12 protein-coding genes are annotated in these 14,105 nt (G+C 40.5%); 2 read left to right on the top strand and 10 right to left on the bottom strand.

Annotation, left to right across the window (positions count from 1 at the left end):
• Window positions 1-62 precede the first annotated feature (62 nt).
• Window positions 63-1,193, bottom strand: coding sequence for a glycosyltransferase (locus F9817_RS20435; protein ID WP_161158043.1), 1,131 nt, complete (start codon window positions 1,191-1,193; stop codon window positions 63-65).
• A gap of 133 nt (window positions 1,194-1,326) precedes the next feature.
• On the opposite strand from F9817_RS20435, the gene F9817_RS20440 reads away from it, so the two are divergent.
• Both F9817_RS20440 and F9817_RS20445 read left to right on the top strand, forming a co-directional pair.
• On the top strand, window positions 1,327-2,355 hold the full coding sequence (locus tag F9817_RS20440; protein ID WP_161158044.1) for a GHMP family kinase ATP-binding protein: 1,029 nt from the start codon (window positions 1,327-1,329) through the stop codon (window positions 2,353-2,355).
• A gap of 40 nt (window positions 2,356-2,395) precedes the next feature.
• Entirely contained in the window at window positions 2,396-3,130 is a 735-nt protein-coding gene (locus F9817_RS20445) for a nucleotidyltransferase family protein (RefSeq protein WP_161158045.1), read from the top strand.
• Here the strand turns inward: F9817_RS20445 and F9817_RS20450 are convergent.
• From F9817_RS20450 to F9817_RS20490, 9 genes are all read right to left on the bottom strand, one after another.
• Window positions 3,127-3,984 (bottom strand): polysaccharide pyruvyl transferase family protein, encoded by an 858-nt coding sequence (locus F9817_RS20450; RefSeq protein WP_161158046.1) that lies wholly within the window; start codon window positions 3,982-3,984, stop codon window positions 3,127-3,129. The genes F9817_RS20445 and F9817_RS20450 overlap by 4 nt on opposite strands.
• Before the next feature lie 25 nt (window positions 3,985-4,009).
• Window positions 4,010-5,503: an oligosaccharide flippase family protein gene (locus F9817_RS20455; RefSeq protein WP_161158047.1), complete on the bottom strand. Its 1,494-nt coding sequence runs from the start codon at window positions 5,501-5,503 to the stop codon at window positions 4,010-4,012.
• 8 nt (window positions 5,504-5,511) lie between these two features.
• Window positions 5,512-6,417, bottom strand: coding sequence for a glycosyltransferase family 8 protein (locus tag F9817_RS20460; protein WP_161158048.1), 906 nt, complete (start codon window positions 6,415-6,417; stop codon window positions 5,512-5,514).
• Between the two features lie 4 nt (window positions 6,418-6,421).
• Complete coding sequence (locus tag F9817_RS20465; protein WP_161158049.1) at window positions 6,422-7,462, bottom strand: glycosyltransferase family 2 protein; 1,041 nt, start codon at window positions 7,460-7,462, stop codon at window positions 6,422-6,424.
• Entirely contained in the window at window positions 7,459-8,358 is a 900-nt protein-coding gene (locus tag F9817_RS20470; RefSeq protein ID WP_161158050.1) for a polysaccharide pyruvyl transferase family protein, read from the bottom strand. Before F9817_RS20470 ends, F9817_RS20465 begins: the two co-directional genes overlap by 4 nt.
• Window positions 8,359-8,370: 12 nt before the next feature.
• Entirely contained in the window at window positions 8,371-9,336 is a 966-nt protein-coding gene (locus F9817_RS20475) for a polysaccharide deacetylase family protein (protein WP_161158051.1), read from the bottom strand.
• On the bottom strand, window positions 9,333-11,090 hold the full coding sequence (locus F9817_RS20480) for an arsenate reductase/protein-tyrosine-phosphatase family protein (protein WP_161158052.1): 1,758 nt from the start codon (window positions 11,088-11,090) through the stop codon (window positions 9,333-9,335). The genes F9817_RS20475 and F9817_RS20480 overlap by 4 nt, the downstream gene beginning before the upstream one ends.
• A gap of 61 nt (window positions 11,091-11,151) precedes the next feature.
• Window positions 11,152-12,645, bottom strand: a complete 1,494-nt coding sequence (locus F9817_RS20485; protein WP_161158053.1) for an oligosaccharide flippase family protein — start codon at window positions 12,643-12,645, stop codon at window positions 11,152-11,154.
• 18 nt (window positions 12,646-12,663) lie between these two features.
• Entirely contained in the window at window positions 12,664-13,770 is a 1,107-nt protein-coding gene (locus F9817_RS20490) for a GNAT family N-acetyltransferase (protein ID WP_161158054.1), read from the bottom strand.
• Between the last annotated feature and the right edge of the window lie 335 nt (window positions 13,771-14,105).

Below are 14,105 nucleotides of genomic sequence, written 5' to 3' on the forward strand. Positions count from 1 at the left end.
AACAGACTGCTTAACAATATAAATTAATACGGCAAGACAACCTAAAAATAGTATCCCTTCAATCACTGTCTGTCTCTCTCTTGATATATTTTTTCGTAGGCTTCAATCATACTATGTTGACTAAAATGTGCTTCAATACGTTTTCTCGCTTTAGAGCCCATATCACTGCGTAAGGTTGGCTCCCAAAACAAACGATACATATTATCAACGAAGCCTTGTAAATCATCACTTTCGACTGATAATCCAGTTTCATTATCAATGATGACTTCTTTGATTCCCCCCACCCTTGTCACTAAATGAGGAATGGACATAGACATTGATTCAATTAAAGTCATCGGCACTCCCTCTGCTAAAGAGGACATCAAAAAAACATCAAAATTCTGATAGTAATTAATTACTTGTGTCTGAGAGCCGACAAAAAAAACTCGTTCGTTAAGCAGCGGCTGCTGTAAAACAAAGTTCTCTAGCCGACTTCGGTCTGGCCCATCCCCTACGATGACTAAAACACATTCATTATAAAAATCATTGTGTTGCTTACATGCATCCGCAAAGGCTTGTATGAGAAAATGTTGGTTTTTAATGTGGTGTAATCGCGCAACATGGCCAAATACACATTTTCCTTGGCAAAAATCCAATGTGTGACCGTTGGTCAACGCATTGTGATAAAACTCAGTATCAACCCCATTAATAATCAGGCTTACTTTACGGCTAGGGATATGTACATCATTGATTAACCACTGTTTTAAATCTGCAGATACCGTTACCATATGATGAATAACAGAACTGGTAATACGCCTTAACCAACGATATTTTTTAACAGTGCCATCGGGATCATAACTATCTCGACCATGCTCAGCATGAACTCTCAAGGGCACTCCAGCCAGCCAAGCGACCCACTGATATTCAATGGTACCTAAATTGTAGGTATGCATCACATCTGGATGTGATTTTTTGAGTAATTTGTAAAGACGAAAATATAAAGAAATATCATTACCCGCCTTTTTATTTAGTGCAAAACTTTCCACTGGAGAATGTATTTCCGAATAAAAATCGCCAATTGTAGTAAGTGAGATAATAATATGAGAAAAATTATCACTTTTGAGATTATTTATACAATTTACAATAATCCTTTCTAAACCACCGACATCGAAACTATATACTAGATGGCAGACACGTATTTTTGATTTAGCCATAGTTTAATTACAAATCCAACAGTAAATGCCTTTAGATAATAAGGCTAAGATAACAATACTGTATATCAATTATATCTATAGTAAAAATGAAATATGGTCATATTCTCATGGACAGTGAAAAAGGTTAATCATTATGATTGTTAGGGCTCGTTCTCCACTTCGTCTTGGTTTAGCTGGCGGAGGAACCGATATTTCGCCATATTGTGATACTTATGGTGGTTCGGTACTTAACGCCACCATTAACATGTATGCAAATTGTACTATCGAGTTGGTTAACGAAGATGCAGGTATTACCTTTATCGCTCAAGATATAAACCAACAGTATTACACCCCAATTTGTGTTCACATCGCCCTTGAGGGAGAACTCCTACTGCATAAAGCGGTTTATAACCGTATTGTTCGCGATTACAACCAAGACCAGCCTATTCCAGTAAAAGTGTATACTTTTTCGGATGCTCCTCCTGGGTGTGGCTTAGGATCGTCCTCCACGATGGTGGTTACCATCTTAAGTGCCTATAAAGAATTACTCAAATTACCATTAAGCGATTACGATGTTGCTAAACTTGCTTACGAAATAGAACGTATCGATTGTCAGTTTTCTGGAGGGAAGCAAGATCAGTATGCAACTACCTTTGGTGGCTTTAACTACATGGAATTCTATGAAAATGACCGCGTTATTGTTAATCCACTGCGTATTCGCCATGCGATAATTAATGAACTAGAGAGTCAAATGATCCTCTATTTCACTGGTGTATCTCGTTCTTCAGCCAAAATTATTGATGAACAGATAAAAGGAACCAACGCACCACACAGCGCTTCTCTTGACTCGATGCATGAAGTAAAACGACTGTCTTATGCAATGAAGGAGTGTTTACTTAAATCCGATATTGATGGAATGTCTGAGCTATTCAAACAAGCATGGACAGCTAAAAAAGGCATGTCCAGCTCAATTTCGACATCGAGTATTGATGAGCTAGAAGATCGTGTGTTATCTGCCGGGGCAAAATCAATGAAGATCACCGGTGCCGGTGGTGGTGGTTTCGTGATGCTGTTTGTTAACCCTGTAAATCGTCTAGATGTCGAAAGCACTTTAAAAGAATTAAACGGTCGAATTCAACCGTTCCACTTTACGCAGCAAGGCACTCAATCTTGGACCGTCTAGCGAGCTATATTGGTAGTATGTTCTGATGAAGGAATCTTTAATGAAGCAAAAACCCACCATTACCGCCATTATTCTATGTGGTGGAATGGGAACGCGTTTGCGTTCAATTACACAAGATCAGACCTGTAAACCCATGGTTGATGTGGCAGGGAAACCCTTTTTAGAATATTTATTGGATTACTGTATCTCGCAAAATATTGCTCACGTTATATTAGCAGTGGGGCACCATCGTAATACCATAATGGAATATTTTGGCCACCAGCATAAGAACCTAACGATCAGTTATTCTATTGAAGAACATCCTCTTGGCACAGGCGGAGCGCTAAAGCAGGCGCTCAGTCAACCTTACGCTCAACAGTCAGATCTTATTTTAGCGTTAAATGGTGACAGCTTTATCTCATTTTCTCTGACTGAGATGATTGAACAACTGAATAATCAGAATGCTGAGTTAATTATGGTTTTGCGTTCCCTAGATAATACAGGGCGCTATGGCCGTGTAACTGTGGATGAGCACAACAAACTCATCGCATTTGAAGAAAAAAAAGGCGGTCATCCCGGCAATATCAATAGTGGTGTATATTTAATGCGCCCGAACTTGAGCGACCAATTTCCTCGGCAAAATACGTTCTCATTCGAAACAGATTTTTTGGAAGCTGAAATTGGTCATGCCCCCTTTTATGGTGTTTATACCAATAATTACTTCATCGACATTGGTACCCCTGAAGATTATCAAATCGCTCAACGAGATTTTGCCCAGCAACAGCACATCTCCTAACCATCAAGCTCAGCAAAAAATTCGTCATAACAATCACTCACTCGCAATAAGTTGTCTTTAAAGATCGATTCCGAACTTAATTGCGGTTGAGCATGTTTGAGTAGCTTATTGAGTTGGCGAGTCACAAGCGTTTTCTTAATGCCATTGCTGACTTTTTTCGCAACGCTAGGGCTCGTTGTCGGCCACAAGCTCGTTAATGATACTGGCGAATACTCTATTCCTATCGTGCTACACCAATCATGCCATTTAAAGGTATTAATTTTTTCCGCACTGGCGACTGGTACCCACGGAATACGCAGCGCATCTGCGACAATTGCTCCATGCATGGCTTCAGCGATAACCCACTTACATGCCACCATATCGCCCATCACTGAATCGAAATCTCTGCGCGGATCAATGTATTTTAGTCCCATATTTTCAATCACTTCTTGCCACAAAGAATTCGCAACCGCATGGTGAGGAATATAGCCAATATCATCAGCGCGTTCAGGTCTTGGATATACAGTATCGGCCAATAAAATTGCTGGATCGGTAATTGATTTACTGGCGGGTAGACCCAACTTTTTCGCCGTTAATGGGCCACGGACAAAACGCACATCCCAATCTTGATCAATCACAACGGGGTCTCCGTATCCAGTTCCGGCCCCCAAGACAATTTTATGCCCAGATTTTGGGGTTAAGTTATTAAGGATGGTCCCAATCGCCACAATAACTTGATCTTCCTGATTCACTTGATAATCGCATTTTTGGCTTAAAAATACATTGCCATTAAAGTGCGCGCCTAACCGTTTCTCAATCAATATCTCATTAAGATCATCACCAAAATTACCTGGCGTCACACGGAAAATTTTCACTATACATGTCCTTATATTTGTTATTTTAGTGGCTAGATTGCGGTAGCAACCGACGTTTTAAGATATTCACGAATGGACGGATAAATGTCTTGTACAAGAAGTCATATTCTTGGCTGATACGCTTTAAATAGAAAACGAATAACATCGTTGTTCCACCGTAGGCTAATGCACCAACTAGGATATAAACCAATAAGTTGAGTAGTGGTACGGCAGTGATAAACACCAACTGCATACCATAAACCACCACGAGCATAACCAATGATCCGACAATAAACGGAACCACTAACCTTGCAGTTTTGAGCATGGAAATTGAAATAATCCGATTCAAAGCAACGAACAGGGCTGCCAACATCAGATAAGCGACAAGAGTTCGGTATACGGCAAAATCATAAAGATTCGCCGATGATACAGCGAGGATAATAAGTAAAAACAGCACCGAGGTAAGCGCCTCATAAAAAAACTGCTTTTTAACCTCGCCTGTTAGCGTGAAGACATCCGTTAACACTCCTACGATCATGCGAGAAAACGTCATCACTAAAAATGCTTGAAAAAGAGGCGTCGCATCACGCCATTGTTCACCAAACACACTAGGCACGATGATATTTGCGAGATAAACGCCACCGAACACCACGGGAATATAAATACAGCTCAATACAACAATGGATTTATATACTTTATCCAGTAAGCGCTGATTGTCATCGACGTAGTCTGATAGGCTCGGATAAAGCACTTTGTTGATTGGCGTAATGACAAATTGTAACGCGGTCACTGACGCTTCATTAGCAAAGTTGTACAACCCCAATTCACTGACCGAATAAAACTTGCCGACAATCACTTTATCAAAAGCAACTTTAATATAATTAATCACCCCTTTCAGTAGAATCCACTTAGAAAACTGCCACTGAACATTAATATTATCAATCACAAATTTAAGCTTTTGCCGCACGATAAATTGGCTCCCTAACGCATACAGACCGTTATAGAGCAACCCAGCAATCACAACGGCCCAGTATGTGTGAAACATCATCGCTATAACCACTGATGCCGTACTTGAAATTGATTTGGTTACAATTTCAAGCACTGAGAGCTTACTGTAATCAAGCTGTTTAATTTTGAGGTTAATCGCTGGGTTTTGCAGGCCGATAAACACAGCAGAAAGAGACATAACCTTAAGGACTAACCCCATTTCTGGTATCTGCATATATTGTGCGGCTGGCTCAGAGAGTAAATAGATAAGGAGTGCGACCATCACCCGCGATAAGAAATTGATCGTCCAGGCAGCATTAATATCATGTTCACTGATACTGCTTTTACGAATGAGGTATTGGCCACTTCCGACATTGGACAATACATTAAAAAAACCTTGTACGATAAAACATCCAGCGAGAATACCAAAATCATCGCGCGTTAAATTTCGGGCAAGAACAATGATACTCACCGCAGAGAGTAACCGCGAATACCAAGATACGCATAACAATATAAATGAGGCTTTTAGAATCTTGTTGGTTTTTCCATTCATAAGTGATTCTACATTCCCTTCACATCAGATATGTGTATAAAACTCTCTTTACCTAACAGAACACGTAACCGTTTTTTCATTAATGTATACAGAGACTTATCTTGCGGCTTAAACGTATGCCATGGTGTTAAACTTAAGTAATCAAAGTATTTATGTTGGTAAGGGTGGTTACAGGAATAGAGCCACGGACGAGCTCGACCATTAAAATGAATGATTTTGGCTTCGTTGCGCACCCGTGTCAGTTCATCGCTACCTAATTTCTGATAATCGTACCGACGGAAAAATGGCGTGATGACATTGTAGGTATAATCAAGGTTTAGTCTCTGGCGATAAAACACCCCATTTAGCGCATCTTGATCTGGATTGAGAGCAATGTCTTTATTTTCTATTAAAAACCTCAGCAGTTGCTCACGGCAATGCTCCGTACGCCAACGCTGCACATTAAACAACAGCACCCCGGAATTGAAATAGCCGAATTCTAGCGGCAAATGACACCGTTTGTGACTGTCAGCAAATGGTATGTCGACCGCGCCAATAATAAAATCGTGCTGATTAAATTGGAATAAGTCCTCAATTGAATCGACCACCAGCGTATCTGCATCCAAATAAAGAACGAAATCAACGCTTTCATCGACAAACTCATCCACCCAAAGGCGTAAGTAGATATTCTTTCGATAGCCACCAATTTGGGGGAAGGGTTCTAATTTTTCTCCCGGGAACTCAACAATATTCAGTTCACTGTGATCAGAAAGGGCCACACATTGCTGTAACTTATTTTTGCTCCCTTCACTTAACCCCATTCCTGCCACGGTGATACAAAAATGAGTATGCGGATTATTTTTTATGATGGAGACAATACAAACACCGCAGTGCTGAGCAAAATTTTCATCAGTGGTGAGTAAAATATGATTCATAATCCTACCTTTGTGTTTTGCCAACTGCGGCTATGCATGAGCGCAATACCGTATACCCAAACAGCAATGCCATCTTTGGTGATAACCGCCAACTAATCGCTTGCTTCGACATCTGTTTGGCTAACGCAAAATCCCTCTTTTCTAAGGCGAATTCAGCTAACCTTGCCGCCGCATAACTTGCGTGTATTCGTGCAAAGCGACTCAGTTGAGGACTGAGGCTTTCCAACGTCAGTTTGGTAAATATATATAGTCGTGATAGCTGTTTATGCTGCTGATTCATTGCAGTTGTGACATTATCTTGGTATTGCTGATCGGGAATATGGTGAAGACTGACGACTTGGTCATAATAGAGCAACAGGTTTGAGTGGCTTAATAATCGATGGAAAAGTTCAAAGTCTTCCTCGTAATCTAAAGCTTTACAAAATCCCCCCCATTGACTAATCAATTCATAGTTATATACGGTGATATTAAGATGAGGGAAACCTCCATGTTGGTAAAAGTAACTCGCTTCAACCTGATAAATATCGCCATCATCGAGCGGTACCGAAGAGTGAAGTAACGCATCATTATCAAACCAATGTTTCGCCTTAACAGTGCCGTTAGCCTGTATGGCTTTCTGGTCGGAAAAGAGAATATCAGGTTGATACTTTCGTAACGATTGAGCAATATTGGCTAAATATTCGGGATCAATCCACTCATCATCATCATCACAAAACGTCACGTATTTCCCTGTCACATAAGATAGGCCAACATTACGTGCAATCGAGGGACCGACTCCAATTGCCTGTGAGGTACACAAATCCACATACTCAATTTGCTCTGCTAACTCGGCGAATAATGTCTGATAGTGAGCCTGATTTTCAACACTTGAACCATTATTGACGACCACGATTTGCTTTTCTACCAAAGATTGCGCAACCACACTTTTAACCGCTCGATAAGCAAGTTCAGGACGATTACAGGTTGCAATAATGATAGAAATCCCCTCCACCCTCACTGTTTTATCTGGATTGGTTGCCGAAGATGAATCATAGGTACTATTCATTGTGATAACTTCACTGTGCTGTCAGAGGGTTGAGATGTAACGGGACTTTTATCTACCAAAGACTTTTCAAAAATAAGCGGTTTAACCTCATGTAATTTAGCAAGAATCTGTTCTTGTTTACTCACGAGTTCACGCGCGTTACTTAGGATAAAATGTCGAGAGTTTTGTATTTTCCTCAATTGATATTTGAGCTGTGTTTCTTTAACCGTATTGACTAATCGAGATTTAAACCCCGAATGGATTTCGCCCCAATAAGCAGGTAGGTGAGTTAAAGAAGCATTGATATTGAGAGAGCTAAACCAATCGTGCCATTTAAAAGGTAAGATTTCTGCCGAAGTGTTAACCGGGAACCAAGGAACGCGATAAGAATCAGCAATAATGGCGCCATGCATTGCTGATGTCACTAACTTACCACTAGCAACAATATCATTTAAAATAACCTCTTCCTCATCGGAGGGCGAAATGTAATGCCATCCCATCACATCTTCAATAAAAGCTTTATATCGCGGTGAGTCGATGCCGATATGAGGCATAAAAGAAATATCATATCGCTGCGAACACTCAATCACTCTTAAACGACTGATCAGAATGCCCGGATCTGAAATCGCTAACAAAGGATCTATCCCTAACGCTTTTGCGCTCAACTTGCCGCGCACAAAATGGATAGTCCAATGTTTAGAATCAATAACATCACTATCACTATAACCAACGCCACTCCCCAAAATATGCGTAACGTTAGCGTGAGGTAACTTCTCATTAAGTACTGTTCCAATACCTACCAGCAGCACATCATCGGAATATTGTTCTATGTTTTCTTCAAATATCTCATGCCAAAACCAACGATTAAATTCATCGCCGATATTTTTTGTTTGGCAAGGGTGAACGTAGACTTTCATTCTAATGAAACCTCATAGGCTAGATGACGCAGAAAGCATTGAAGGTAAAACGGTTTTACCTTGGTATTCCTGGGTAAAACAGCGTAGATAATTTTCTATTGTAGAGAGAAAATAGGCGACATCTTGATCCGTATGAGTGTATGGCGTTAACCCACTTTTCGTACTTGGCGAATGGAATGACATTATAAAATCGCGCTGACCGACTCGCAGTTGAGCTTGAGTCACTTGTTTCATCTGATGCGCAGTAAACCCTTCAGGAGAGAGGCGATAACGCTTAACTCGCATGATTTTTCCAACTAAATGACGCCATTTATTATTTTGAATCCAAGTGAACTTTTCCGGGTGGCGGTTTAAATAGTTACGAATAGGCGGAATGACCGATAAAATCGAACTAGTATGTGGAAGATAGGTAATCTCGCTATCCACGAATTTTTGGTTCGAATAATGACTAAAGTCTGGTCCTTGTTGATGACGAAAGTCGCAATAGGCGCTGATACTTAAATCGACTTCATAACCTAAAGACTTAAGAATATTTTGCGTATTAGCACCAATGCCGTAACGCCCTGCAAGATACGTTTTTGGGCGAAAGCCCGAGATACGCTCAATGGTTTCAGTCAGTACTTTTATTTTTTCAAATTCATACTCATAAGACAGATTGCCAGGATACGACAAATGGTTATCAACACTGTCATGTTCGTTTTCAAATGGGGGGTTAACCCAAGGATGTAAATGAGTTGCGAATTCGACATTAACACCATGCTGATGTCGGTAGTAATCCACCACCTTTTTGCCATCATCACTAGTGATAAATGGGTAATCCATAGCGAGCGTGATTTTACCGCCTAATTCAATAATTCGATCCATCACATGGATTAGGTTATCAGCATGCGAGACTTTCACTTTTGAGCGAAAAAAACCGCCGTCCCAATCGAACTCTTCTTCCGCATGAATGACTATTGCGAGTTGTGTCGCGCTCATTGAACCGCCTCTTTATATATGGTTAACAACCGAGTGACTGAATTAGAAATCTTGCGATAACACTCCTCGACCCCCTCTATGCCTCGTCCATAAGGATCGTCAATATCGGCTAATTTAGGGAATTGATTATCTAACAAGTCTGCCGCACAAAAAGCGTGATTTACCTGATAATAGGCGTGCAATTTGCTGTAATTTTGTCGGTCAAAGTAAATAACAATATCGGTTTCTCGAATATCCAATTGACTTAACCATTTCGATTGGTGACAAGTTAAATCTTCACCCAGTCTTTGTGCTGCTTGAAAAGCTGACTGAGGACATGAGCGCTGCTCGATTAAGTGGAAACCAAATGAATCCCAACTGAGTGAAATGTGTTGTTGTGCGGCTGAATCTTGGAAATACGCAGCGGCAAAAGGACTGCGCATAATATTTCCATAGCAAACAAAGAGAATTCGCCGCCTAGGATTACGCTTAAAAAGAAGGGCAAGCTGTCTTTGCGTTTTATAACGTCGATAGCGGATCAGAAGACGAGTTTTGCGTAATTTGGCGAGCACTAGAGTACGAAATAAAGCTGAGCACTCGGCTAAAAATGGCTTCATATCATGCCATTGCAGGCTATCAAGCGTCTCTTTAGGTGTTATAACGTTCCCTATCTGTAATAGCCTACCCAACAAATATTTTCGCGCGATACTAGTGCCCCTCGTCTCACTGAACAACTCAAACTCCCGTTTCATTTCATAAATATCGGCAGTTAAAGCGCGGGCAGTCACGCTTCTATATTGCAACACTTTGCTCTGTGGGGGCTGATTCGTCACCAAGTAATCGACGTACATTTTAGGAAAATCGACTCCAGCATAGACAGCTAACGGTAATGATCCCCAAAAGCGAGCGTTCACTTCGACCAGAATCCATTGTTCTGCCTCATTACGCCGAAATTCAAACATTGCCACACCAGTTAACTGAGTCTGCCGACACATCTGTTCTGCTGCCTCTAATAGAGCAGGATCCAAAGGAATACTTTTCCGGTATGAGCTCCCCCCGCCCGAATTTGGCTCAGCAACCCGGACATGAGCAAATGCAGCGTACACTTCACCTTGAATCGACAGCACAGACACCCCTTCGCCTTTACCAGCAAAGAAGGCTTCAATTAAATAAGTATGATGACTGTCGTTCGCATGTTGAAAAGCAGCAAAGTCCTCCGCTGAATGGATAATGACGACTTTTTGCCGTTGACTTAACTTATCTTCTTCAAATGATTGCAATGGCTTAACGACGAAAAGATCACCATAACGTTGCTGTAATTGATCATAGCTAGTTTCCACTATAGTGGTGATATGGCCTTCGGCAACTGGCACACCACATGTTTGAGCAACGCGTTTTGTTTTCCACTTATCAAATAAATGTTCGAGTGCTTGCGGATTCGCAATCGCGAGTTGCGTGTGACTAGGGAGACGTTCTTTTGCTGACCACAGAGGATAAAGTGCTCGTTCGTCACAGGGAATAATCACATCAAATTGATAACGCTGAACAAGCGCAATCACACTGTTAAGCCAATCTTGCGCAGTAAGAGCCTGATAGTTATAAAACTTTACCGTTGTAATGTATTTACTGGCTAATGCTGGGCTGGTTCTGTCGTAGCATACAACATGAACCTCATACCCCGCCTCTCCCAATGACCGAATAACGGATAGAAAACTGCGTGTATCTTCTCCTAATACTAGGACAGAGACCTTACTTCCTGTTACAGGTTGTTGCATGCATCCTCTCTCACGTAATCGCACTCCTCAGCAGTGGACAACATTTCCATAAACCCACTCATTACCTAGTCACTATTTTTCGCCGCAACATTGCAGCGACATGAATGATCAACTCATATAAGTATTGGTAGTCTGGAAGTAATTTTCTAAACGCTATAATCATAATAAGCATTAAAGGCGTAAAAATTGCCGCTCCCGCCACAATCGACAACGCTAAATTAATAACGGGAACAAAATGGATCATCAGCAATAACTGCTCAATCCCCCAATACATGACTAACGCGGGTAACATGGGTATCAATAGCGAAGTTAATAAGCGGATCACCGGAATACCCAATATCCACTTATAGGAAATAAGCAACATCATGATGAATACGATCACGAGTATCACGCGCAATAAGGTATAGGTGACTAACTCTTCAACGCCTTGTTGATAAAGTGCAACAAAACTGCCACCAATAGCTAAAATCATCACTACATCTATCCACACTAAGTACTTCACTTTCGATAAATGAGTTAGCACACTTTGCAAAGCGATGTTAAGTGGCATAGACAACATTAAAAGACTTAATAACCCAAGGACAGGCGCTGCAGGCATCCATTTTTCACCCATTACAACCCAGACAATTTGATCTTGCAGAACATAAATGCCAAACGCAGATGGCACAACGAGCAAGTATGCGATGGATTGATATCGAATCAACTGCTCGATTAACTCTTTCTTATCATTAGAGACTTTTGTCAAACTGGCATAAAAAGAGCGGGTAGCAGGGGCAATAACTTCAGAAAAAGGCAACCAAGCGAATTCCTGACTAACCCTGAACAACCCAACAGCGTTCGCTGGCAAAAACTTCCCTAATAGAAAAGCATCAATACGCGATCGCAAATAACCTGTTGTTGTCGAGATCACCATCCATTTGGAAAAGCTCCACTGCTTCCCCCATTGTTTCATCGACCATTTAGGCCGATAGGGATGAATGCGATAAGATCCGATGACACCGATTACTTCACTAACTAAAGTACCGACTAACAGAGCCCAATAGTTTTGTAACCATAACGCTAATCCTATGGTGATAGGAAAAACGGTCAATTTCACGGCCACAGATAGCTTAGTCAGTGGTCGATAATTCAAATCTCTTTCAAACTGAAGAATACCAATATTTTTAAACGCACCAATTATGGGGATCACGCTACATACTAATAATACATTTCTTAATATAGGCTCATGAATAAAATCAGCAATATACGGTGCAACACTCGCAATAATAATTCCACAAAAAAATTTAAGAGCAATATTGAGAGACCACGCACTATTGAGTAATTCATTGGTACATTCTTGAGATTTTATTACATATTTATCACTACCCACTTCCGATAACATCACAAATAATGCTAGAACGATATTAGCTAATGTTGCAATACCAAAATCATTAGGTGCCAATATTCGAATTAGAATCAGCGTACTAATAATACCTATAAACCTTGTTATCCATTTAGATGCCAAGTTCCATAAATAACCAATAGCGACTTTTTTATTTAAATTATCAATTACCATTTAGGACGTTACCCAAAATCACAAGCGATGTTTTATTTCTCTAGCAAAATTTTCTACGCTTAAAAATGCACTCGGATGGCCGTAACGTGATACCACTAAACAGCCTTCTTGATTGGCAAAGGTGGATTTATAGCGAGCCTCTCCCCCCATAAAATCATAGACATTAACGCCATCTTTTATGGCTTTATTAATCAATAGGTAATGTGAAACTAACCCGGGTTTAAAATGAGGGCTAGAGTGGCAATAATTCATCGCACCTAAATAGAAATACACCACACCACGATAATGAAAATTGTAGATAATTCCGATGGTTTCATCGCCAGCTTGCACATGATGCAGTTCAATGTGTCCACTGTTCATGCCTTTAGCAATTAGCTTTTCATGAAAAGCAACAAACTTAGGATTAACCATACCACTACCGTTTGAGCTATTACCCCAACGAGCTAAATGAAGCGGTTTTGCGGCTTCAAACAACGCGAGAGCTTCATGTACCGTCGTCATGGTTGTTACTGTCACTGCACCCACTTGCTGATACTCACGTAAACTACGTGAGATCTGATACCGAGAATTACGTGATAGAACCTGCAAAAGATCTTGTTTTTTTTCTCGTAAGCTGCTCAATTCTAAAAAATAATTTTTAGTTTCCCACACCGTTCTTTCAGCAACACCTAACGATGTCATCGGGGCAAATTTTTCAGGCAGGCTTGCACCCACAACAAAGGTATCATTAGGACCAATCCATGCTTGCATACTGGCGCACATAGCATCACGAATCTCATGAGCATCACTATTCGCGATTAAAAAGTCGTTATATTCAATCCAGATCTGGTCTTCATCATGGGATCCAGTACGATGAAGAAAATGTTGTTTACGCCACCAATTCGGTGCACACGCATGGCGCTTAGTGACAATGATACCGAGCCCAACGGTTTTAGAGTTTTGTGTGGCTTCAATCAAATGAAAATCCGTAACAAAACAGTCTAACCACGTACCTATCCATAGCCAGCTTAAGAAAAAATTGGCATTAGCTCTGTTTTCAAGATCACGCCAAGCGTTTGCTAGCCATTGTTTATCTGGATTTTTGTACCACTCAACTTGAACCCCCTGCCTATCCCTAAGGAGCATTATATTTCCTTTAATTTGAGTTCAGATCTAGATAACCTCAAGATGCTGGTTCAGCAAACACGTATCGCCCCTTGGGTATATATCTGAATTAACTAAATTCACAGTACTACTACTATATACCTAAATATTGAGATGATGACAGAGCTACTCATTTTAATATCATTAAAATTTCAGATTACATTATGATTATCAATCACTAATTCCCTATTTTATAAAAAACAGTAAAACAATAGGTTTATTTTCTCACAAATAAGACAATTTCCACCAAAACAGTCAAGCATGAGAAAGAATGTCACGTTATTATAGATAAATCATAAAGCTATATAGATAATTAC

The sequence above is a fragment of the Vibrio eleionomae genome, from assembly GCF_009874545.1.
In the GTDB taxonomy this organism is placed as follows: Bacteria; Pseudomonadota; Gammaproteobacteria; order Enterobacterales; family Vibrionaceae; genus Vibrio; species Vibrio nitrifigilis.